At 36.4% G+C, this 23,437-nt stretch carries 25 protein-coding genes, 1 pseudogene and 1 riboswitch; of the genes and pseudogenes, 5 read left to right on the top strand and 21 right to left on the bottom strand.

All coding sequences use genetic code 11. From position 1 onward, the window contains the following. The 4 genes and pseudogenes from sdaAA to rnz form a co-directional block, all read right to left on the bottom strand. Positions 1-576, bottom strand: a 576-nt coding sequence (sdaAA, locus tag BAU28_RS12045; protein WP_071718677.1) for an L-serine ammonia-lyase, iron-sulfur-dependent, subunit alpha, incomplete at its 3' end; no start/stop codon positions are given. Positions 577-594: 18 nt separating this feature from the next. Next, positions 595-1,254: an L-serine ammonia-lyase, iron-sulfur-dependent subunit beta gene (gene sdaAB / locus BAU28_RS12040; RefSeq protein ID WP_002173372.1), complete on the bottom strand. Its 660-nt coding sequence runs from the start codon at positions 1,252-1,254 to the stop codon at positions 595-597. 41 nt (positions 1,255-1,295) lie between these two features. Next, positions 1,296-1,645 (bottom strand): annotated as a pseudogene (locus BAU28_RS12035) (PTS sugar transporter subunit IIC); the annotation flags it as partial. Positions 1,646-2,011: 366 nt separating this feature from the next. Then, the gene (rnz, locus tag BAU28_RS12030; RefSeq protein ID WP_071718676.1) at positions 2,012-2,935 is read right to left on the bottom strand and encodes a ribonuclease Z; all 924 of its coding nucleotides are present in this window, start codon (positions 2,933-2,935) and stop codon (positions 2,012-2,014) included. Positions 2,936-3,124: 189 nt separating this feature from the next. Between rnz and BAU28_RS12025 the strand changes: the two genes are divergently transcribed. The 3 genes from BAU28_RS12025 to BAU28_RS12015 all read left to right on the top strand — a co-directional run bounded on the left by BAU28_RS12025 (position 3,125) and on the right by BAU28_RS12015 (position 7,556). Beyond that, entirely contained in the window at positions 3,125-3,376 is a 252-nt protein-coding gene (locus BAU28_RS12025) for a DUF3932 family protein (protein WP_002173374.1), read from the top strand. A 198-nt stretch (positions 3,377-3,574) separates the two neighbouring features. Then, a riboswitch (M-box (ykoK) riboswitch) is annotated at positions 3,575-3,742 on the top strand. Between the two features lie 330 nt (positions 3,743-4,072). Then, a complete protein-coding gene (gene mgtA / locus BAU28_RS12020) occupies positions 4,073-6,778 on the top strand; it encodes a magnesium-translocating P-type ATPase (RefSeq protein ID WP_071718675.1) in 2,706 nt (901 codons plus the stop codon). Positions 6,779-6,854: 76 nt separating this feature from the next. Continuing rightward, the gene (locus BAU28_RS12015) at positions 6,855-7,556 is read left to right on the top strand and encodes an MgtC/SapB family protein (protein ID WP_025150093.1); all 702 of its coding nucleotides are present in this window, start codon (positions 6,855-6,857) and stop codon (positions 7,554-7,556) included. A gap of 235 nt (positions 7,557-7,791) precedes the next feature. Here BAU28_RS12015 and BAU28_RS12010 read toward each other — a convergent pair whose 3' ends face one another. After that, entirely contained in the window at positions 7,792-9,030 is a 1,239-nt protein-coding gene (locus BAU28_RS12010; protein ID WP_071718674.1) for a DNA polymerase IV, read from the bottom strand. Between the two features lie 142 nt (positions 9,031-9,172). Here BAU28_RS12010 and BAU28_RS12005 point away from each other — a divergent pair, with 142 nt between their 5' ends. Continuing rightward, positions 9,173-9,379, top strand: coding sequence for a hypothetical protein (locus BAU28_RS12005; RefSeq protein ID WP_071718673.1), 207 nt, complete (start codon positions 9,173-9,175; stop codon positions 9,377-9,379). A 47-nt stretch (positions 9,380-9,426) separates the two neighbouring features. Here BAU28_RS12005 and BAU28_RS12000 read toward each other — a convergent pair whose 3' ends face one another. Both BAU28_RS12000 and BAU28_RS11995 read right to left on the bottom strand, forming a co-directional pair. After that, positions 9,427-10,545: a tripeptidase T gene (locus BAU28_RS12000; RefSeq protein ID WP_071718672.1), complete on the bottom strand. Its 1,119-nt coding sequence runs from the start codon at positions 10,543-10,545 to the stop codon at positions 9,427-9,429. Between the two features lie 127 nt (positions 10,546-10,672). Further along, positions 10,673-11,218 carry a GNAT family N-acetyltransferase gene (locus BAU28_RS11995; RefSeq protein WP_025150091.1) on the bottom strand — a complete coding sequence of 182 codons (546 nt, stop codon included), beginning with the start codon at positions 11,216-11,218 and terminating at the stop codon, positions 10,673-10,675. 187 nt (positions 11,219-11,405) lie between these two features. Here BAU28_RS11995 and prli42 point away from each other — a divergent pair, with 187 nt between their 5' ends. Next, a complete protein-coding gene (prli42, locus tag BAU28_RS30405) occupies positions 11,406-11,498 on the top strand; it encodes a stressosome-associated protein Prli42 (RefSeq protein WP_000549036.1) in 93 nt (30 codons plus the stop codon). 90 nt (positions 11,499-11,588) lie between these two features. Here prli42 and BAU28_RS11990 read toward each other — a convergent pair whose 3' ends face one another. From BAU28_RS11990 to bfmBAA, 14 genes are all read right to left on the bottom strand, one after another. Further along, positions 11,589-11,828 (bottom strand): DUF3894 domain-containing protein, encoded by a 240-nt coding sequence (locus BAU28_RS11990; RefSeq protein WP_002173380.1) that lies wholly within the window; start codon positions 11,826-11,828, stop codon positions 11,589-11,591. 197 nt (positions 11,829-12,025) lie between these two features. Then, a complete protein-coding gene (locus tag BAU28_RS11985; RefSeq protein ID WP_071718671.1) occupies positions 12,026-12,604 on the bottom strand; it encodes a L,D-transpeptidase in 579 nt (192 codons plus the stop codon). A 16-nt stretch (positions 12,605-12,620) separates the two neighbouring features. Then, positions 12,621-13,589 carry an aromatic acid exporter family protein gene (locus BAU28_RS11980; RefSeq protein WP_002173382.1) on the bottom strand — a complete coding sequence of 323 codons (969 nt, stop codon included), beginning with the start codon at positions 13,587-13,589 and terminating at the stop codon, positions 12,621-12,623. A 101-nt stretch (positions 13,590-13,690) separates the two neighbouring features. Then, entirely contained in the window at positions 13,691-14,413 is a 723-nt protein-coding gene (locus BAU28_RS11975) for an amino acid ABC transporter ATP-binding protein (RefSeq protein WP_025150088.1), read from the bottom strand. Continuing rightward, positions 14,406-15,065 (bottom strand): amino acid ABC transporter permease, encoded by a 660-nt coding sequence (locus BAU28_RS11970; protein WP_071718670.1) that lies wholly within the window; start codon positions 15,063-15,065, stop codon positions 14,406-14,408. Before BAU28_RS11970 ends, BAU28_RS11975 begins: the two co-directional genes overlap by 8 nt. A gap of 36 nt (positions 15,066-15,101) precedes the next feature. Next, positions 15,102-15,890 (bottom strand): transporter substrate-binding domain-containing protein, encoded by a 789-nt coding sequence (locus BAU28_RS11965; RefSeq protein WP_025150087.1) that lies wholly within the window; start codon positions 15,888-15,890, stop codon positions 15,102-15,104. Between the two features lie 248 nt (positions 15,891-16,138). Continuing rightward, positions 16,139-16,552, bottom strand: coding sequence for a BrxA/BrxB family bacilliredoxin (locus BAU28_RS11960; RefSeq protein WP_002015097.1), 414 nt, complete (start codon positions 16,550-16,552; stop codon positions 16,139-16,141). Positions 16,553-16,695: 143 nt separating this feature from the next. Then, entirely contained in the window at positions 16,696-17,103 is a 408-nt protein-coding gene (locus tag BAU28_RS11955; RefSeq protein WP_071718669.1) for a YjdF family protein, read from the bottom strand. 121 nt (positions 17,104-17,224) lie between these two features. Continuing rightward, positions 17,225-17,689, bottom strand: a complete 465-nt coding sequence (locus BAU28_RS11950) for an NUDIX hydrolase (protein WP_071718668.1) — start codon at positions 17,687-17,689, stop codon at positions 17,225-17,227. Positions 17,690-17,759: 70 nt separating this feature from the next. Then, positions 17,760-18,464: a DUF421 domain-containing protein gene (locus tag BAU28_RS11945; RefSeq protein ID WP_048374143.1), complete on the bottom strand. Its 705-nt coding sequence runs from the start codon at positions 18,462-18,464 to the stop codon at positions 17,760-17,762. Positions 18,465-18,572: 108 nt separating this feature from the next. Further along, positions 18,573-19,751, bottom strand: coding sequence for an FtsW/RodA/SpoVE family cell cycle protein (locus BAU28_RS11940; RefSeq protein WP_048374144.1), 1,179 nt, complete (start codon positions 19,749-19,751; stop codon positions 18,573-18,575). A gap of 340 nt (positions 19,752-20,091) precedes the next feature. Continuing rightward, positions 20,092-21,405 (bottom strand): dihydrolipoamide acetyltransferase family protein, encoded by a 1,314-nt coding sequence (locus BAU28_RS11930; protein ID WP_071718666.1) that lies wholly within the window; start codon positions 21,403-21,405, stop codon positions 20,092-20,094. 15 nt (positions 21,406-21,420) lie between these two features. Then, entirely contained in the window at positions 21,421-22,404 is a 984-nt protein-coding gene (bfmBAB, locus tag BAU28_RS11925) for a 3-methyl-2-oxobutanoate dehydrogenase subunit beta (RefSeq protein ID WP_000290076.1), read from the bottom strand. A gap of 13 nt (positions 22,405-22,417) precedes the next feature. Continuing rightward, positions 22,418-23,419, bottom strand: coding sequence for a 3-methyl-2-oxobutanoate dehydrogenase subunit alpha (bfmBAA, locus tag BAU28_RS11920; protein WP_025150081.1), 1,002 nt, complete (start codon positions 23,417-23,419; stop codon positions 22,418-22,420). Positions 23,420-23,437: the final 18 nt, after the last annotated feature.

Below are 23,437 nucleotides of genomic sequence, written 5' to 3'. Positions count from 1 at the left end.
TGCTTGATCTGGTGTTCCACCAGCCATCTCAACTGCGGCTGCGGCTGCCATTCCACTCGCTGAACCTACTTCAGCTTGGCAACCTCCTGCCGCACCAGAAATACAAGCATTATTCGCAACAACCATACCGAAAGCTCCTGCTGTAAATAAAAATTCAATCATTTCTTCACGTGTAGGCTGTAATTTTTCTTTAAGTGCAAACAGTACGCCTGGCACTGTTCCAGCTGATCCTGCTGTTGGTGTTGCACAAATGATTCCCATCGCCGCATTTACTTCATTTGTCGCAACAGCTTTACTCACTGCGTCCAAAATTGTATCCCCGGATAAGCCTTTTCCACTCTGCATATACGCTTGAACTTTCACAGCATCCCCGCCAGTTAAACCAGTCGGTGATTTTACACCACGAATACCGCGTTCTACTGCTTGTTCCATCACGACTAAGTTCTTTTCCATTCCGGCAATTACTTCTTCACGTGATATACTTCTTGTTTCCATTTCACACTGAATCATAATTTCTGCGATTTTTACATTTTGTTCTTTAGCTTGCGCCACTAGTTCCGCTGCGTTCCGAAACATGGTGTGTCCCCCCTGCAATTAATCCATAATAGTTACTTGACAAATATTTTGTTGCCCATTTATTTCTTCAATCACTTCATCTGCTAATAATTCATCTGTTTCAATGACCATAAGCGCTCTTCTTCCTTTTTCTTTACGAGAAACACTCATTGTACTAATGTTAATCTCATGTTTTGCAAGGATTGAAGCTACAGCTGCAATAGCACCAAAGCGATCGTTATTTACAATAAGCAGTGCTGGACTCGTTCCTGATAATTGAAGATCGAATCCGTTTAATTCTACAACTTCGATCTTACCGCCACCGATTGAGCAAGCAACAACTTCGATTTCCTCTTCTCCTTTATACAGACGAATTTTCGCTGTATTAGGATGTGGAGCATTTGCATCTTCTTCAATGAATTCTACTTCAATTCCGCGTTCTTTTGCAATGTCTAACGCACTTGGAATACGTAAATCATCTGTTTCAAATCCTAGTATTCCACCGATTAACGCTACATCCGTACCGTGACCACGGTATGTTTTTGCAAATGAACCATATAATGAAATGCTAACTCTCTCTGGCTCGTGACGAAACAGCTGACGAGCAACTTGCCCCATTCTTGCAGCGCCTGCTGTATGTGAACTTGATGGACCAATCATAACCGGACCAATAATATCAAACACTGAGCGATACTTCATCATAACTCCCCCTAAAACTCTATGAAAAGATTATTTTCTACTATTAAAAATGATATGAGATAACCAGCAATAAATCCTGGTAGCAAACCAAATTTTAACACAGAAGCCCCTACAAGCATAGCATAAACAGGTGATACACCCATTGCTAATGCAACTAAAGTTGCACTGGCTACTCCGCCCAGACTACCTGCTGATTGTCCAACCTCTTTTAAGAATGGTATACCAATCAAATCTCCACCAACTTATAATTGAAAAGCTTCAACTAATAAACTTGCAACGGCCGCATTTGCTAAAGCTCCATTGCTTTCATACCATTTGGCGCTTTAAAACTAAAGAGTGAAAAAAGACTTAGTACAAATAATAGTAATATCGGTCCCTTAATAATCTCCATGATGCCCTCTCCCTTTTTAGTCAATTTCGTTTGTTACGAAAAATGGCTAAAACGCACGCTGTAACTTACGATAAATTATAATGTGCCCTCATTATAGCTTGTTTTTTATAAAACGCTTACTTTTATTGAATTTTAAAATTTCTGAACAAAAATCTATTTCCCTTGTTTGTATCAGTTGTATATAAGCGTGCTTATATAACAGTTTGTCTAAATAATCGGTATTATGTATTGTTATCCTATATATTCAAACCATTACAAAACTCTGTGTTATCCCATATAAACATAAAATGATAACAGTTTGAGTGAAAAAAATTATCATAAATAAAAAAAATGGCAAACGTACGTTACCATTTTTTTACGAAAATATTACTTCTCTACTGGGAATGATTTTAAATCCATCGCTATTTCTGTATTAGAAAATAACTCCCGTGCCTCTTTCAATAATTCCTTATATGTATCTCCTTGATAACGCGAACTAATATGAGTCAATATTAATCGCTTCACATTTGCCTTAAGTGCGATACTCGCAGCTTGCTTTGTTGTGGAATGGAAATAATCATGCGCCTGTTGCTCGTCTTCTGCTGCAAAAGTTGCTTCATGAACAAGTACATCAGCATCTTGCGCAAGCTCTTTACTCGCTTCGCAATATCGTGTATCGCCTAAAATTGTAATAACTCTCCCTTTTTGAGGTGGACCAATAAAATCTTTTCCACTTAGTACAGTACCGTTCTCTAATTCAACTACTTCACCATCTTTTAAGCGTTTAAAAATCGGACCAGGTTTCACGCCAATTTCCAGCAGCTTATTCACTAAAAGAGCTCCCTGTATATCTTTTTCTACAATACGATATCCGAAACATTCAATTCCATGTGATAACCTTTTTGTTTCTACATAGAATTCATTATCGTCAAACACAATGCCTTCTTCTGTAATCTCAACGATTTCAAGTGGATATTTTACATGTGTCGTACTTACCGATAACGCTACTTCAATAAATTGTTTAATTCCTTTCGGTCCATACACAGTTAACGGCGTTGTTCCTCCTTGGAAAGAACGGCTCCCTAATAAACCCGGCAAGCCAAAAATATGATCTCCATGTAAATGCGTAATAAAAATTTTTTCAATGCGTCGTGGGCGCACAGATGTATGTAAAATTTGATGCTGAGTCGCTTCACCACAGTCAAATAGCCACGTTTGCCCTCGTTCTTCTAACAATTGTAAGGCGATTGCTGAAACGTTCCTTCCTTTTGAAGGAACACCTGCACCAGTTCCTAAAAATACAAATTCCACTTTCTTTCCTCCAGCTCTTTATATAATCTACTCTTCATCTTACGGAATGTTATTTCAAATGGCAAATTGAATTTACATAACCAATCATCTAGACAACTATATAACACGAACATTAAAAACAAAAAACTTAACAATCGTTCGTGTTTTGTAGTAATATAACTATATCACATATAAAGGGAGCGTTTTATTATGAAAGAAGTATTTCGTTTACAAACTGATTTTTCATCTTCATTTGATCGCTGGGTAAGTTCTTTCGTTTCTGATCACCCAGCACAACTAGAATGGACGACTTTAAAAGAATTAATTCATGAATATACAACATCACATACAAATGAGACGTTACCAACATATATTTCTTCAGCTTTAACATATTACGCACAACGCATTGCAACAACAAACAGCTCAGAAATTGTTATTTTTGAAAATCCTACAATCTCATAATCTATAATAAAAAGCACTGTAATCAGTGCTTTTTATTTATATCCATTAAAGTATTTATTCCCCACCTTATTTCCAAAAAAACACCTCTTATTTCCTACTATATAGCCATCATGAATCTATTTAATTTTTCAAAAAAAAGAGACAAAAAAGATATTGACACTACAAATTTACAGTGCTAATATTCAACTTGTAATTGAATATGGTCTCTGTTAGGTGAGGCTCCTGTATAGAGAAACGCTGCTGCCCAAAAATGTCGAGAGACGCCAATGGGTCAACAGGAAAGGTCGGAATGAAGGCCTTTCTTAACGTAGCTGGTTTCAGTACCTATGCTATACAGTGCTAAAACTCAACGAGGGAGAGGTGCGTATGCTTTGTCATACACAAAAACTGTTTTTATCTATGTTTAATAACAGTCTTTGTTGTTGACTCTTTTTAACTGCGAATTCAGGCCTTTACTCGTTTTGAGTAAAGGCCTTTTTTATATCTTTATGCACCTTACTATGAAACAAACATAGCATATTTAGAAACTACTAATTGTACGGAGGTGAGGAACAGTGGCAAGTGATGATTCGGCCCAGATACCCATATGTTTTACGTTAATATTTCATCATGTAGGTAGGAAAGAAGCTGTTCCTCCCTGTTTAATATAGTCGAGTAACAGATTGTTTCCTCCTTCATGAAAAGGAGGAACTACCAATGTTAAATTTACAAAGACAAGAAACGAAGCATGCTTACGATCAAGATAGCATGAAAACAAATAACAAATTATTAGTGGAAGTTGCAACGCAAGATGTAAACTCTGCGTTAAAACTTCTAGACACAACACAAGATGGACTCTCTAAACAAGAAGCGTCTCGTAGACTTTCTTTATATGGTCCGAACGAAATTGCTCATAATAAAACATTGCCATGGTATATTCAATTTCTGCTGGCATTTAAAAACCCATTTATTTTTGTTTTGTTAGCTCTTGGAGTACTCTCTTTTTTCACAGATGACATACAAGGAACAATTGTCGTATCTGTGATGGTACTACTAAGTGCAACGATTCGTTTTTTTCAAGAATTTCGTTCTCAAAAAGCTGCAGATAAGTTAAAAGCTATGGTTCGAACAACTGCAAGCGTCTCTAGAATAAATGGATTTATACACGAAACAAAAAACGTAATGAATTTAAATCATAACCATACAACGGAAATCCCAATTGAAGAACTTGTACCTGGTGATATCATTTCACTTTCAGCTGGTGATATCGTTCCAGCTGATGTGCGTATCTTATCGGCTAAAGATTTATTTGTAAATCAGTCTTCCTTAACAGGCGAGGCACTTCCGGTAGAAAAATATGAAAACTGCTACCATACGGAAAATAAACATATATTACCGAAAAACATGAAAAAAAATTACAATCCACTCGATATGGAAAACCTTTGCTTCATGGGTACAAATATTGTTAGCGGTAGCGCAAAAGCTGTTGTCGTTTCAACAAGTACGGATACGTATTTCGGCTCTTTGGCAAAAAAGGTTATCGGAAAACGTGCAGAAACAAGCTTTGATAAAGGCGTAAACAAAGTAAGTTGGCTCTTAATCACATTCATGCTTATTATGACACCTATTGTCCTCCTCATTAATGGATTCACAAAAGGAGATTGGCAAGAAGCTTTCTTCTTTGCTATTGCCGTTGCAGTTGGTCTTACACCTGAAATGTTACCAATGATTGTAACTGCTAATTTAGCTAAAGGTGCCGTTAACATGTCTAAGCAAAAAGTAATTGTAAAACAGCTAAACTCTATTCAAAACTTAGGTGCTATGAACATCCTTTGTACAGATAAAACTGGAACTTTAACAGAAGATAAAGTTGTCCTTGTTCGTCATTTAGATCCTAATGGAAATGAATGTAATCGCGTCTTACAATTTGCATATTTAAATAGCTTCTATCAAACTGGATTGAAAAATTTAATAGATAAAGCTGTCATTGAACATACAGAGGAAAACCATAAATTTGATCCATCAGCTTTTCAAAAACTAGATGAAATTCCATTTGATTTTGCTCGCCGTCGTATGTCTGTCATCGTGAAAGAGATTTCAGGTGAACATACAATGGTTTGTAAAGGTGCCGTAGAAGAAATCTTATCAATTTGCAACTACACTGAAGTGGATGGGCAAATTGTCCCTCTTACTGAAGAAGTGAGAGAAAATGTAAAACACCTTAGCGAAACTTTAAATAGTGAAGGAATGCGTGTCATCGCTGTAGCATACAAGAAAGATAACAAACCTGATTATAAAGCTTATGCAGTACAAGATGAATCCGCTATGATTCTTACTGGATATATCGGCTTTTTAGATCCACCAAAACCATCTGCTGCTTCTGCAATTCAAGCATTGCATAAACACGGCGTACAAGTGAAAATCTTAACTGGCGATAACGAAATTGTTACAAAAAAAGTTTGCAAGGAAGTTGGATTAAATATAGGGGAGCCTGTCCTCGGTTACGAAATTGATTCTTTACCAGATAAAGTATTAGCAAAACTAGCAGAAGAAACAACAGTGTTCGCAAAACTAAATCCAATGCAAAAATCTCGCATCATTCGCGTATTACAAGGGAATGGTCACACTGTAGGTTATATGGGGGATGGTATTAACGATGCCGTTGCACTACGTGATGCTGACGTTGGGATATCTGTTGATACTGCTACTGATATTGCAAAAGAATCTTCCGATATTATCCTACTTGAAAAAAGTTTAACTATATTAGAAGCAGGCATTTTAGAAGGTCGCACTACGTTCGGCAATATTTTAAAATATATAAAAATGACAGCTAGCTCTAATTTTGGAAATGTATTTAGTGTATTAGTGGCGAGTGCTTTCATTCCATTTTTACCGATGCTTGCAATTCATCTATTAATTCAAAACTTGCTTTACGATTTTTCTCAACTTTCTATTCCATGGGATAAGATGGATAAAGAATTTTTAGAAAAACCAAGAAAATGGGATACTGCAAACTTACGTAATTTCATTATTTGTATCGGCCCAATTAGCTCTATATTCGATATTATCACATACGTTGTCATGTGGAATGTATTCGGTGCAAATACACCTGGAGAACAATCGCTATTCCAATCTGGTTGGTTTGTCGTTGGGTTACTAACGCAAACATTAATTGTTCACATGATCAGAACACAGAAGATTCCATTCATTCAAAGTACTGCATCAATACCAGTTCTCTTATTAACTGCTTGTATTATGGCAATTGGTATCTACATTCCGTTCTCACCACTTGGTGCAGCAGTTGGTTTACAAGCATTACCACTAAGCTACTTCCCATGGTTAATAGGAATATTATTAGGTTATGCTTTCTTAACACAATTCCTGAAAAAACTTTATATTAAAAAGTTTCATAGCTGGTTGTAAAAATAAGAATGAGTGGGTATTTCTCACTCATTCTTAAAAAATATACCATGTACTTAAATGTATGGAGGTGACCATGATGGTATGGTATGACATCGTATTAAGATTATTTATAGCAATTATTGTAGGAGCTTGCATCGGAATGGAAAGACAATGGAGACATCGAATGGCTGGGCTACGAACAAACGCTCTCGTATCACTTGGTGCCTGTATATTTGTTTTATTATCCGTCATGCTTGATCATGAAGCTAGCCCATCACGTATCGCTGCTCAAGTTGTGAGTGGTATTGGCTTTTTAGGAGGCGGTGTTATTATTCGTGACGGTTTTAGTATTAGAGGGTTAAATACAGCGGCAACTTTATGGTGTGCAGCTGCTGTAGGTACTCTTACAGGCGCTGGCTTCCTCGTTGCAGCTATGCTAGGTGCAGCCGGCGTCTTACTAGCAAATATACTACTACGCCCAATCGCTCTATTTATGAATAATAAATCAAAAGAAGATGTACCCGAGCAAACAAACTACTTACTTTCTCTTACTTGTTCAGAAGAAAATGAAGCACATATTCGTTTTCTTCTCATGCACATGGTAAGTTCAGAAGGTATCGGTTTAAAAGAATTGTACAGTGAAGACGTTGATTCTAACCAAAAAGTATCTATACAAGCTACATTACATTGCAATACAAATGCAGCTGTCTTAATCGAAAAAATAGTAAGTAGAATGCTTTTAGAATCTGGTGTTACTGCCGCTGGCTGGAAAACTTCACTAGATTTAGAAGCAAGTTAAATCATAAAGGTGTCATGAATATAAAAGAAGGTTTTATATTCATGACACCTTCTACATACACCCATTTTTTATTTTCAAGTTATTAGCAACTACTTGGAATAACTTAAAGTAATCCATACTCGTTCGATCTTTTTGTTTTAACTTGGCATGGGGCTGAAAAAGGTTCTGACCGCTTCTTCTCATGGCCGGATTCTCTTTCCATCTAAAAAAGAAGGTTTTATATTCATAGCACCTTCTACATAAATTTATTTTCTAGTTTTTGCTGAAACGACTTCTCTTGCTTACGCAATAATTGACTACCTCGCTGCAAAAGAGGTGTTCCATACTTATCATTAATCTGATCAATAACAGCAAGTAGCGGCTCTTCTTTCGCATCTTCTTCGAATGAAAACAAATCTAACTGTTTGACCGAATCTGTCTTCCACTCCAATTCAGTAGCTGTAACACCTAATAAACGAATGGAATCACCATCCCAATGTTGTTTCAACAAACGTGATGCAGCTTGAAATATATCACGTTCTTCCCAAATTGCATTTTTCAATTGTTTGCTTCGTGTTACCGTCCGCCTATCATGGTATTTAATCATAACTTGGATATTATAGCTGACAAGAGTTCGCTTTTGTAGTCTATTACTCACTGAGCCCGACAGTCTCCCTAACATATCAAGCAATTCTTTCTCTTCATCCATATCCTTTGAGAAAGTCATCGAATTTCCAACACTTTTATGTTGTCCCATTTGATTCGGATCAACATCCCTATCATCCATACCTTTTGCACGCTTTTGTAAATCAACACCGTGCTTTCCAATTTTAGCGCGAATGATATGCTCGTCTCCTTTTGCTAACTGTCCAATTGTATTTATATGAATATCTTTTAGTTTTTCAGCTGTTTTCTCTCCAATTCCATGCATCGCTTCAACTGGTCGTGGCCAAATGACTTCTGGGATATCACGTTTTCTAAGCACTGTAATACCAAGTGGCTTTTTCATATCAGAAGCAGTCTTTGCTAAGAAAAGATTTGGAGCAATACCAATGCTACACGGAAGCTGTAACTCTGTTAATAACGCTTGTTGAATCATCTTTGCTATTTCAAGCGGCGAACCTAGCACATAGCAATCTGTAATATCTAAATACCCTTCATCTATAGAAACTGGTTGTATCTTTTCTGTAAAACGGGAAAGGATTTGAAACATTTGAAATGAGGCTTCGCGATATAATGTAAAGTTAGGACGCCTTACAACTAGTTGCGGACATAATCGCTTTGCTTCCCAAAGGGGCATCGTCGTACGTATTCCATACTCTCTCGCTTCGTAACTACATGTTATGATAATCCCTTTTCTCTCTTTTTCATTCCCGGCAATCGCTAATGGCTTTCCCTTTAATGTTGGATCATGGGCAATTTCAACAGATGCGAAAAAACAATTCATATCTACATGTAAAATAACACGACCATTTTTCGGATACATTTCTCGCATACTACCACCCTCCTCCAAGAACATTCGTTCCTTCATTATACCAAATTCATGTACAATATAATAATTACTTATTCTTTTTCATCTTTATTTTTGCTATACTTTATGAAATAAATGGATTTTATTGTAAAGGAAGTGGATTGTTATGAAACAACACAATAAACTCAATAATGTATTTATTATCATTATTATAATCCTTGCAATTAATTATTTGTTACTGCCCCTTTTTAACATCAACATTCATGTTTTAGGAATCTTCTCTCATTTCATACGCTTTGTAACAACTTATATATTGCCATGGCTCTTCTTATACTGGCTTATCCGCCTTGTAAAAGCACTTGAATCAAAATAAAAAAAGACGTGTAAACCATAGTTGGTTCACACATCTTTTTTACTTTATTACTTCGCTACTTCTTCAATAATAGCTACAACTAATTCTGCTGTTTTCGCTAATTCTTCAACAGGAATTTTTTCATTTGTTGTATGAATTTCTTCATAACCAACTGCCAAGTTAACTGTTGGGATACCATGTCCGGCGATTACGTTCGCATCACTTCCTCCACCACTTTGGTGAAGAGAAGGTGTACGACCGATGTTTTCAGCTGCACGTTTCGCTACTTCTACAACGTGATCGCCATCAGCGAATTTAAATCCTGGATACATAACCTTTACTTCAACATCTGCTTGACCGCCCATTTCTTTTGCAGTTGTTTCAAATGCTTCTTTCATTTTTGCAACTTGTGCTTCCATTTTCTCATTTATTAAAGAACGAGCTTCTGCAAAGATTTGAACATGATCGCAAACGATATTTGTTTGTGTACCACCTTCAAAACGTCCAATATTTGCAGTTGTTTCAGAATCGATACGGCCAAGTGGCATCTTTGCAATCGCTTTCGCTGCGATAGTAATTGCAGATACACCTTTTTCTGGGGCTACGCCAGCGTGAGCTGTTTTCCCACGAATGATAGCATTCACTTTCGCTTGTGTTGGTGCTGCAACTACGATTTCCCCAACTTTTCCATCGCTATCTAATGCATAACCATATTTTGCTGTAATGCACTCTCGGTCTAATGCTTTTGCACCAACAAGACCAGATTCTTCTCCAACTGTAATAATAAATTCAATTTTACCGTGAGGGATGTTTTTCTCTTTTAAAACACGAATTGCTTCAAACATAGATGCTAATCCAGCTTTATCATCCGCTCCTAAAATTGTAGTACCATCTGATACGATATATCCATCTTTAATAGAAGGCTTAATTCCATTACCAGGAACTACTGTATCCATATGAGAAGTGAAATAAATTGTATCAACACCATCTTTTGTTGCTGGTAAAGTACAAATTAAGTTACCTGCACCGTGACCAGTCACACCCATTGTATCATCTTCAAATACTTCTACACCTAAAGCAGTAAATTTCTTTGTTAACACTTTGCAAATTTCTGCTTCAAATTTTGTTTCAGAATCTACCTGTACTAACTCCATAAATTCATTTACTAAACGTTCTTGATTAATCATAAGACTGCGCCTCCTGCACTACCATTATGTATGTAACAATATTAATTATAACAGAATTTCGCAAAAGTTTCGAAATACAAGACAAAAAACAGATGGTTCACACATCTAGATACCCATCTGCTTTCTATTACTCGTTTAATAGCACCCAACGCATATGATCTTCCCAAACTCCATTTACCATCAACATTTTGCGAGATACGCCTTCATATTGAAACCCTATCTTTGTCACTACTTGTATAGATGCTAAGTTTCGTGGCATAATCGGTGCTTCTATACGGTGTAAATGAAATTCTTCAAAGGTAACTTGAATTGCTTTTCTAAGCGCTTCTGTTGTATAACCTTTATTCAGTTCTTCCTTATCTAATTTATAACCAAGTACACAAGATTGATAAATTCCACGAACAATTAGATTAAATGAAATACACCCAATAACTTTCGTATCATCGCCCTTTTTAAAAATCCATAATCGAATGATTTTACCTTCCGCGAACTCTCTTCTATCCTTTTGTAACCTTTTCTTTTGATAGTCTAACGTAAAAAAATCATCTGGTCTATATTCTTCCCACGCCTTTAAAAACTCACGATTTCTGTCGTAATATTGAAGAACTTTTTCTGCATACGACTCATCAATTTCTCTTAAATGTAAGCGATCTGTTTCGTATATTTTCATCATCGTATCTCCATTCTTCAGCTTGCATAACAAAAACTCACAATCTATCTTTTAATATATTCTCCACGCATATCCAAATTTCCTGTTATATTTTGCAACCCCTTCCCGAAATTTGTCCTTTCTCTCCCCTTGTCCACAATTTCATTTCTCGTTACAATGAAATTGTACTGATTTGCAAGGAGGCTTAACGATGCATAAAAAAGCTCAAAAAATTATGGTTTATATAATGTTAATTTCTATGCTTGTAACAACATTACTTACTGGCGCAAGTATGTTTTGGTAAAAAGGACGATTCTCTCGTCCTTTTTTTACTTTCTATTTATACAAAATAGACCATCTCGAAATCGAGATAGTCTTTTTTGTATGAAAATTCTTATTTTATATATAGTACAATCGCTACAATGCTAAAGGAAAAGGCCATTACAAGTGCTATTACAAAACTCGTGTACTGTTTTTGCTGAAATGCCCCAATGACGAAAGTAAAATTAAGTAATGCCATCAATACAATTGATACTACGTAAGAGCATATATTAAAAGTTGCTAATATGAATGTAATGACAAATAGAAAACCAACACAAAACTGCATATAAGAAATTTTTGGATTCAAATACATATGAGCAACCCCTTTACTTAGTTATCTTTATATATTCTCATTAACGCATGGTTATGTACACATGTCAAGACAACTTAATAAAGTGAAACTTTAATCAATTGGGGTTTTGTTCATAACACACTGATTATTAGCCCACACCAATCGGGCTTTTACGGGCAGCCCTACTCCCACCTAACTTCTTTGCTTTAGCCAAATTTTTAGGTGGGGATCTTACTGCTCGCAAATAGCGGGATAAAAGAAAAAGCCAACTTCTCGTTGACTTCTCTGAATGCAATGGCTCCTTTTTCCTTCGCCAATTGCTGAAATGATTTCTTCGATTTCACAATCCATACTTTCGTTCCAATTGGAATACGATCAAACAAATATTCCACATCTTGTTTCTTCATTCTTATACATCCTTGTGAAATATACTTTCCAATTGAACTAGGCTGATTTGTCCCATGTATCCCATATTTACTTCCGTCAGTTCCTTTTGCGTTAAATCCCATCCACCTCGATCCAAGTGGATTTTTCGGAGACCCCCCAGGAATATCCTTCGCAATATAATACGGATCCTTCGCTTTCAATACAATATCAAAAGTTCCTTCTGGTGTTAATTCATTTGTTTTCCCCGTCGCTACTGGAAAAACCTTTTGGATCTTCCCATCGTCAATGTAAGCTAGTTTATTCGTCGCCTTATTTACAATTATAAAAGGATCCCCAGCACGAGGATTATCACCAAGAGGCCAAATCGGTGATAAAGAAAGACATAATAATAAAGAGAGAAGATACGGCATAAATAATTCCTGCCTTCTATATAAGTTCTTTTATATTATCCTTTCCCTTAAAACGACTTTTAATGAGTAGATACTGCTCCATCTCATAAACAAGTTGAACGAGTTTCGCACGTATTTCAAATTCTTCTCGCGTGACTGGTAGCGGCATTTCTCTAAACACTTCTCGCATTTCTTGAAGTTGTCTTAACGAAATGACCCCTGTACTTTCAGGACGAATGGAATTCCCTATATTTTCGATTACGTCTGCAATCATATCAGCTTGTTCATACGTCCACGATAGTGACGCAGCTAATGGTATCATCCGCTCTAAAATTTCAAATTGCTGCATGCGCATATCAAAATAACGGTAATAATAGTCATCTTCACGCATAAACTCATTCTCAAGCTTTTTAAATGATAAATCTTTCGCTTCTTTCAACATCATCTCTGTTTCAATTAATTCTGCTCCACTCCAATTACTATCGCGATTTCTTAAATAAACAACCATTTCGAACAAAATTGTTTTGAAATGCTCTTCTATTTTCTCTTGATACTCTTTCAGTTTATTCTCACTGCTTGGCATGTACATGTTTACTAATAAAGCGACACTAATTCCAATCGTTAATATAGCAATTTCATTACCAACTATAGACCATGTAATTTGCTTTAATGAGTACAGATGCATAACAATAACTGAACTCGTGACAATACCTTCTTGAATTTTGCACATAACTGCAGTCGGAATAAAGGTAAGCAGTAATAAGCTAATCGCAAGTGGTGTATAGCCAACCGTTTCAAAAATGCAAAACGCGAATACCATCGATAATACGCAAGCTAAAAAACGGTGCAACGATACTTGAACTGATTTACGTTTCGTGTTTTGTACGCATAAAATGACTAAAATACCAGCTGAACTATAAAATTCTAACCCTAATAGCTGAGCAATAAAAACTGCCGCACCTGTTCCAAGCGCTGTTTTCACTGTTCTATATCCAATTTTAAACATATCATTACTCCTATATGTATAAACGTATTTAAAGATAGTATAAAAAAAGGATGACGCGATGTCATCCTTTTTCTACTTATTATTCACGTAACCTTTACATATTACAATATCTTTTGCAAAAATTCTTTTGCACGGTCACTTTTTGGTGCCGTAAAAAACTCTTCCGGATTGCTATCTTCTACAAGTTTTCCACCATCTAAAAAGAGAACGCGGTCTGCTACTTCTTTTGCAAATCCCATTTCATGCGTAACAATCGCCATCGTCATTCCTGTCGTAACTAATGATTTCATAACTTCTAGCACTTCTTTCACCATTTCTGGATCTAGCGCTGATGTCGGTTCATCAAATAGCATAACTTCCGGTTCCATCGCCAGTGCTCTTGCAATTGCTACACGTTGCTTTTGTCCCCCTGAAAGACGATTCGGATACGCAGTTTTTTTATCTAATAACCCTACTTTTTCTAGAAGCTTCTCAGCTTTCTTTTCAGCCTCTTGCTTCGCTATACCTTTTACATTAATAGGAGCATACGTAATATTCTCTAATACAGTCATATGAGGGAATAAATGAAAATGTTGAAATACCATTCCGACATTTTCACGAACGTGCATAATATTTGTTTTCGGATTCGTTACTTCTTCCGTTCCAATCCAAATGTGACCATCTGTTGGTGCTTCTAATACATTCATGCAACGTAAAAATGTTGACTTTCCAGATCCTGACGGTCCGATAATTGCAACAACTTCTCCTTTTTCAATCGTTGTCGTGATCCCTTTTAATACTTCATTTTTTCCAAATGATTTATGAAGGTTGTCAATTTTAATCACTTTTCTTCATTCTCCCTTCAATTGCCTTTCCAACTAATGTAAGAATAATCACTAACATATAATAAACAAGTCCAACAAACAGTAATGGCTCTAAATACTTAAATGTTTCACCGCCTACAATGTAAGCTCGGCGCATTAAATCTGTTGCTCCAATTACAGTTACTACAGCCGATTCTTTCGTAAGAGTCGCAAATTCATTTACAAGTGCTGGTAATATATTTTTTAATGCTTGAGGTAAAATGATATTTCTCATCATTTTCCCGTAAGGAATACCTAAAGCCATCGCCGCTTCAGTTTGTCCCTTATCGACCGCTTGAATTCCGGCACGAATTACTTCTGACATGTATGCCCCTGAATTTAAACTAAATGCAAGTACAGCTGCTAAAAAGGCAGGTATATCATAACCAATCATTTGCGGGACACCGAAATAAATAATCATTAATTGCAATACAAGCGGTGTGCCACGAAATATTGATGTATAAATATCTGCTACAATATTTAATGCTCGTATTCTAGCAATTTTACAAAGCGCTAATAACGTTCCTAAAATAAATCCTGCTAAAGCTGATACAGCCACAATTTTCAATGTAACTTCTAAGCCTTTTAATATATATGGTATAGAAGGCGTAATCGCCGAAAAATCTAGATTCATCCTTTTCATTCCCCTCACAGAAAAGTGAAAGGCAGCTTATTTCGCGCTGCCAAACCATTTCTTCACTAATTTATCCATTTCTCCATTCTCTTGCATTTTCTTAATTACTTTATTAAATTCTGCTGTTTTATCACTATTTTTCGGAAGGGCAATTGCTGCACCTACTTCTTCTGGTGCTTCTTGAATTTCAATTCCTTGTAATTCTTTCATATTTTCTAAATAATTTTTAGCTACTGTATCTTCTAAAATGGCTGCGTCAAAACGGCCAGCTTTAATTTCTTGTACGATTTCCGGTATACGGTCACGTCCCTCGGCTTTGAAATCGACTTGTTTTTGAAATTCTTTTGCCTTTTCTTCTTGAATTGACCCTGTTTGTACCCCTACTTTTTTCCCTTTTAAATCTTCTAACGATTTAATATTGGAATCTTTTTTTGACACGATCATGTTTTTAGCAACAAAATAAATGTCTGTGAAATCAGCATTATTTTTACGCTCTGCAGTTGGCGTCATACCCGCCATAACAAAATCAACTTTTCCTGAGTTAAGAGATGCTAATAAACCACCAAAATCCATATCTTTCACTTTCACTTCATATCCAAGTTCTTTTCCGATATATTTTGCAATATCAACATCAAAGCCGATAATTTCATCACTTTTTGATGCTTCCACGTATTCATATGGTTTATAGTCTGCTGAAGTCCCCATAACGAGTACTTTCTTATTCGTGTTACCTGCATTAGTTGCCTTCGAATCCCCTTTACTACAGGCACTAAACATACTTACAATTAAAATAAGTGCAAATGATATTGATAATAACTTCTTCATCCTTCTTCCTCCTAATAATGTATATTTAAAAGTTTAATAGAATATTTATTCGTTGTTAGTATTGTATCAGCACTTTTATTTTTATGCAATATTTAAAATAAAAATAAACACAAAAACATTATTACCGTCATTCACAACGCATAAAAACATGCATAAAATAACATTCTTATGCATGTTCGATCATTATAAAAACTAAATAAAAAAGCGGTACATCCACTTAATCGTGGACGTACCGCTTTTTCTCTTCCTTATAGTTCTTCGCAATTATCTTCGAAGTAAGATTGTAGTTTTGCAATTACTTGCATTGGTTCATGACCTTCAATTTCATGACGTTCTACCATCGTTACAATTTTTCCATCTTTCAATAAAGCAAATGATGGAGATGAAGGTGGATATCCCTCAAAATATTCACGAGCTCTTGCTGTAGCTTCTTTATCTTGACCCGCAAATACCGTTACAAGGTGGTTAGGACGTTTATCATAATGTACGGAATGTGCAGCAGCAGGGCGAGCAATACCGCCTGCACAACCACATACAGAGTTTACCATTACAAGTGTTGTACCATTTCTTTTAAATGCTTCTTCAACTGCTTCTGGTGTCGTCAATTCCGTATATCCCGCAGAGACAATCTCTTCACGCGCTTGACGGACAACATCGTTCATAAAAAAGTTAAAGTTAATCAATGTGTTCCCTCCTCTAATTCTACCTATTTGTATCTTACCAGTTAATGTTTAGAAAATACAAGTAAGTTTACTTGTATTTAAGCATATAAAAGGTGTTAGAGCTCTTGCTCTAACACCTTTTCTTAATGACCTCGATGTTTTTGCTTTGCCTTTTGTACTTTAATTAAACGTTTCCGCTGCTTTTCTGCTTCTCGCTTCTCTTTAGATTGCACTTTCTTTTCTTGTTTATGCAGTTCATAAGATAAACTAATTGCCTCTTGCGCCTTTGTATAACGTTTTACATTTAATTCTTTAGCAGCTTGCCTTATGATACGCTTAATACTTTTCGGACGCTGTTTTTCTTTAATCTCCACACCACATCTTGCAAAGCGCTGGAAATACGCTAACATTGGACCATTTACAAATATAAGTACTTCTTCATCTGATGGTTCCATCCCAAAAATATACCTGGCTCCATACAATTTCCCTTTTTCTTGGCGCATAATAATTCCTACAAAAAATTGACCATCGTGATATACTGTCAATTCCATTGACAGCCCCTCCTTAGCAAAATTAGAAATACCGGACATCCCGGAGGGGAAGGTTACTGACATGAAATCATGCGTCTGGACTACCAACCAGAGCTGTGTTTTTGTATTTCTTCCACTACTATTATATCTTTTTTTCCATAATTTTCATATATTCAACAATCATTTTTTTATGTGACCCTACAATATAGTCAGGTAGCTCTGTTACTGGAAAGAACTTAAGCTGAACAGCTTCTTCTTTATTCATAACAAAATTCCCTTCGTATTCATCGGTATAATAGGCGGTTGTTACGGATTGAAATTCATCACCGTTTGCTAATTTGGTAAAATAATTCGCTCCAGAAAATACATTGATTAATCGTAAATTCTTAACTTCTATTCCTGTCTCTTCATATACTTCGCGGTAAGCTGTTTCTTCTGGTGATTCACCAAGCTCCATTAACCCGCCAGGCAGCCCCCATTTTCCGTACGGCTCTGTTCGTTGCTGTAATAATACATATCCACTTTCATTTATAACGAGTACAACAGCTCCAACTAAAATTAAAGGGCGATGACCAACTATTTTTCGTAATTCTTCTACATATCCCATCGTATCGCCTCCTTTTTCGTTGTCCACACTATTGTATCATATGTATGAAACGACAAAATGCGTATATTTTTCATTTTTTTAACAAAATATTTATTTTATGTGCTTCATCTACTGTAGCTAACATAATGGATTCGATTTCCGCACTCTTCTCTAAAAACTCTTTCGCCCACTCTTCTGTTTTTCCTAATAAAGCGAGTACATCCTGTTGAATTCTACCATCCTTCACTAAAATAAAAGCAACTGGAGATTTTTTCCCCGCCACTTTAAGATCAAGCCGAGAAACTGCTTCATATTCTGGATACTGAAATATAGAAACAACACCACTTGCTTCCCATAATGCTAATTTAATCGTTTGAATATCGCTCACATTTCGCATGCGAAGTTCCGAAAATAAATATTCTGCCGTAATTCTCGCTTTTTTCAAATTGCTAAAATCAATGGAACCATTGTGTATAAGAATAACTGGCGCAGGCTCTAAAAAACGTCTCCACCTATCCCATTTCAACATTAAAACAGAGCTTACAATATGTAGTACAACTAGTATAAAAGTTGTAATCATTGAACCAAGCAATCCGACCTTTTCATCGGATAGTGCATTAGAAATATTCCCACCAAGCAATAACACTAATACAACATCTAAAAAGCGAAGTTGTGCAATGGACCTTTGTCCCATCAATTTCGCAACTAAAATTAAAAATATATAAGCTATAACTGCCCGAATAATCCATTCCCCATTAGAAATATGCCGTGCTCCTTCAAAAATATGTATATACATAACTTTGCACCCCTTAAACGTTGCAAACTACAATTTTGTTTTAGTTTGCAACGTTTAAGAGCATATATGTAAAAAAGCTGATTCGTTTTTAAACGAACCAGCTTTTTGTTACTTAACTGAAAACATATATTTTTTATACGTTTTCCGTACCGATAATATGAGTCCCATCATAATCATATTCGAGAATAAGGAACTTCCCCCATATGATAAGAAAGGTAATGCGATACCTTTTACAGGCATTAATCCAACGATCATACCAATATTTTGAAATATTTGAACCGTTAGTATTCCTATTGATCCCGCACATAATAGTGTACCAAATAAATTATCAGCAGAATAACCAATAATAATTGTTCGATAAAGTAGCAACAGGAACAAGAACACAACTAGTGCTGCTACTATAAATCCACCTTCTTCAGCAATTGTAGCGAATATAAAGTCAGTGTGTTTCTCTGGAATATAGACGCTCCCTTCACCGTACCCTTTACCTTCCATACCTCCACTACCTACAGCTAAAATCGATTGCTGCGTTTGATAACCTTCATTTGCATTTTCAAATGGATTTAACCAACCTATAATACGTGATTGTTGGTGAGGTTTTAGTAAAGTAACCAGTTTATTAAAGAAGAAGTCTGGGTATCTTACAAATATAAATATTAATGCAGACAATATTGTCACTGGAATTACTGTACATATCGCAATTAATTTCTTTTGAATTCCTGACATGAATAAAATACATGCGATAGCTGCTGCATATAAGAACACCATTCCTGTGTCTGGTTGGCTATATACAACGGCCATAGGCGGAAGAGATACTAACATAATCTTCCCAACCAATTTTAAATCAGTCTGGAATGTCCGGGCCATATACTGAGCATTATGTTTCACCGCTAAACTTGCAACTAGTAGAAGCAATGAAATTTTGAAAAACTCAGATGGCTGGATTTGTCCAACCAATGGAAAAACGAACCATCTTTTTGCACCTAATTTTTCAGGTGTGAAAGTGGAAACCGGTAGTATTTTCAAAAGAATAAGTGAACCAAACCCAACTATATAAAGCGGCCAAGACAATTTTTGCAATTGATCTAAGTCGATGCTTGCAACAAGCAATAACAATACAGCCCCAATTATGTAGTTCAAACCCTGTTTCGCAGCAAAGTTTGCATCTCCATACTGTCCGGTTTGCTGACTGCTATATATAGCGGCTATACTCGTAACACATAATGCACACAAAATTAAAATTAATTTTACATCTAAACTTTTTAGAAACTCGGTACTTCTTTTCATGACATCCTCCTGAAACATTGTTACAGCAAAATAAAAAACCAGGAGTCAACATTCTTCATGTTTTGACGACTGATTACACATTATCTATAAAACACTTATATAGAATAACTCTCTTTTTCATACAATACAATATATTATACTACAGTTTCATCAGTAAGATTTGCCAAAAAAATTATTCTTTTCTTATTTTATATCTATATACCATATATCAGCAATGTATTTTCGCAAATTCCTTATACATGATCATTCATTGTAAGATTAATGGGAAAAGGTTTGTACATATTGTAGGATACAAATGAAGAAATAAGATGATAAAAAGCTCGCATAAGCGAGCTTTTTATTAATATACAGATGTATTGTTTTCTGACATGTTTTCTAAAATTTCTTTAACACGTCCTAAGAACTTACCACAAATTAAACCATCAAGTACGCGGTGATCAAGTGATAAACATAAGTTAACCATGTCACGAGCACCGAACATACCGTTATCCATAATTACTGGGCGTTTTACAATTGATTCTACTTGTAAAATAGCCGCTTGTGGGTAATTAATAATACCCATAGATTGAACAGAACCGAATGATCCTGTGTTATTAATTGTAAATGTTCCGCCTTGCATTTCGTCCGCTTTTAACGACTTCGTGCGTACTTTTCCTGCAAGTTCTGTAATTTCACGAGCGATACCTTTAATTGTTTTCTCGTCCGCTTGCTTAATTACTGGTACAAATAGTTCTTCCTCTGTTGCAACAGCGATAGAAAGGTTAATATCTTTCTTCTGAACGATTTTATCGCCAGCCCACATAGAATTGATTTGAGGATACTCTTTTAACGCTTGTGCTACTGCTTTTACGAAGAAAGCAAAGAACGTTAAGTTAAAGCCTTCACGCTTTTTAAAATCACCTTTAATTGAATTACGGTATGACACAAGGTTTGTCACATCTACTTCAATCATCATCCAAGCATGAGGTGCCTCGTGTTTACTACGTAACATGTTCGCTGCAATCGCTTTACGCACACCTGTTACTGGAATTTCGATATCTCCAGGCATTGTCGGCACAGAAACTGGTTTTGCAGCTTCTACTTTTTGCGCTACCGGTGCTGCTTTTGGTGCTGCTGGACGTGCTTCTACTACTGCTACAGCTTCCTCTTTTTTCGCACCTGCTTGCGGAATGTTTCCAGATTCCACTAGCTTTAAAATATCTTTACGAGTAATACGGCCATTTGCTCCCGTACCTTCTACTAAATCTAAATCAACATTATGCTCGCCCGCAAGTTTTAAAACCGCTGGTGAAAAACGTGGTTTTCCATCAGTTGGTTGTTTTACTTTCGGTGCTTTTTCAGATGTAGTTACTTCTGCTTTTGGTTCTTCTTTCGTTTTTTCCTCTACAGCTGTTGCCGCTACTTCATCTGCGCCTTCTACTTGAATGACACAAACAACTTCACCTACAGCTAACGTATCACCTTCACCAGCTATTAACTCCTTCACAATACCAGTGAAAGAAGATGGTACTTCTGCATTTACTTTATCTGTCATTACCTCTGCAAGTGGATCATATTTGTTCACATGATCGCCAACATTAACGAGCCATTTACTAATTGTACCCTCTGTAACGCTCTCCCCGAGCTGAGGCATTGTAATATTTTCTACAGCCATGTATAGTCCCCCCGATTAAAATTCCGCAAGTTCACGCATTGCTTTTTCAACTTTATCTGGATTTACCATAAAGAATTTTTCCATTGTTGGTGCATATGGCATTGCTGGAACGTCTGGGCCTGCAAGACGTGCAATTGGTGCATCTAAATCAAACAGACAGTTTTCAGCGATAATTGCTGCCACTTCACTCATAATGCTTCCTTCTTTATTGTCTTCTGTTACAAGAAGAACTTTACCAGTTTTTGAAGCAGCTTCGATAATTGCTTCTTTATCTAATGGATATACAGTACGTAAATCAAGAATGTGTGCAGAGATGCCATCTTGCGCTAATTTCTCAGCTGCTTGAAGAGCAAAGTGGACACATAATCCGTATGTGATAACAGTAATGTCATCACCTTCACGTTTTACATCTGCTTTTCCGATTGGTAATACGTAATCATCTTCTGGCACTTCACCTTTAATTAAGCGATATGCACGTTTATGCTCAAAGAATAATACTGGATCTTCATCACGAATTGCTGCTTTTAATAAACCTTTTGCATCATATGGTGTAGAAGGGATAACAATTTTTAAACCTGGTTGGTTTGCAAACATCGCTTCTACAGATTGTGAATGATACAATGCACCGTGAACACCGCCACCAAATGGCGCACGAACTGTAATTGGACAAGTCCAATCATTGTTAGAACGATAACGAATTTTTGCTGCCTCAGAAACAATTTGGTTTACTGCTGGCATGATGAAATCAGCAAACTGCATTTCAGCGATTGGACGCATACCATACATTGCTGCACCAATTGCTACCCCAGCGATTGCTGATTCTGCAAGTGGTGTATCTAACGCACGATCTTCACCAAATTGATCATATAATCCGTGTGTCGCTTTAAATACGCCACCTTTTTTACCAACATCTTCACCTAAAACGAATACTTTCTCATCGCGTTCCATTTCCTCGCGCATTGCTAATGTAATAGCATCAATATAAGACATTACAGCCATGAAACGTTCCCCCCTATTCTGCGTATACGTGCTTCAATGCATCTTCAGGTGCTGCATACGGAGCATTTTCTGCATATTCTGTTGCTTCGTTTACGATATGCATAATTTCATCTAACATTTGTTTCTCAGATTCCTCAGTTAACACGCCAACTTCTTTTAAATAAGCAGCAAATGTTATAATTGAATCATTTTTCTTCGCTTCTTCTACTTCTTCTTTATCACGATAAACACGATCATCATCGTCACTAGAATGTGCTGTTAAACGATATGATACTGTTTCGATTAGAGTTGGGCCTTCACCACGGCGACCGCGGTCTGCTGCCTCTTTTACTGCTTTATATACTGCAAGTGGATCGTTTCCGTCTACTGTGTATCCAGGCATACCATATCCAATTGCACGGTCTGATACATTTTTACATGCTAATTGTTTTTCAACTGGAATAGAGATTGCGTATTTATTATTTTCACACATGAAAATAACAGGTAGTTTGTGTACGCCAGCAAAGTTCGCACCTTCATGGAAATCACCTTGGTTTGAAGAGCCTTCTCCGAATGTAACGAACGTTACTAAATCTTTCTTCTCCATTTTTCCAGCTAACGCAATACCAACTGCATGCGGTACTTGTGTTGTTACTGGAGATGAACCTGTAACAATACGATTTTTCTTTTGACCGAAGTGACCAGGCATTTGACGACCACCAGAGTTTGGATCTCCAGCTTTCGCGAAACCAGATAACATAAGCTCTTTAGCTGTCATACCAAATGCTAGTACAACACCCATATCACGGTAGTATGGTAATGCATAATCTTTCTCTCTATCAAGAGCGAACGCTGCTCCAACTTGTGCAGCCTCTTGTCCTTGACAAGAAATTACGAATGGAATTTTACCTGCACGGTTTAATAACCACATACGTTCGTCGATTTTACGTGCAAGTAACATCGTACGGTACATTTCTAATACTTGCTCATCATTTAAGCCAAGCTCTTCATGGCGCTTTTCTTTTACTTCTGCCATTTTTCATAACCTCCTAAA

The sequence above is a fragment of the Bacillus paramycoides genome, from assembly GCF_001884235.1.
Classification (GTDB): Bacteria; Bacillota; Bacilli; order Bacillales; family Bacillaceae_G; genus Bacillus_A; species Bacillus_A paramycoides.
Note: the sequence above shows the minus strand (reverse complement) of the source record. Positions and strands in the feature narration are given on the sequence as shown.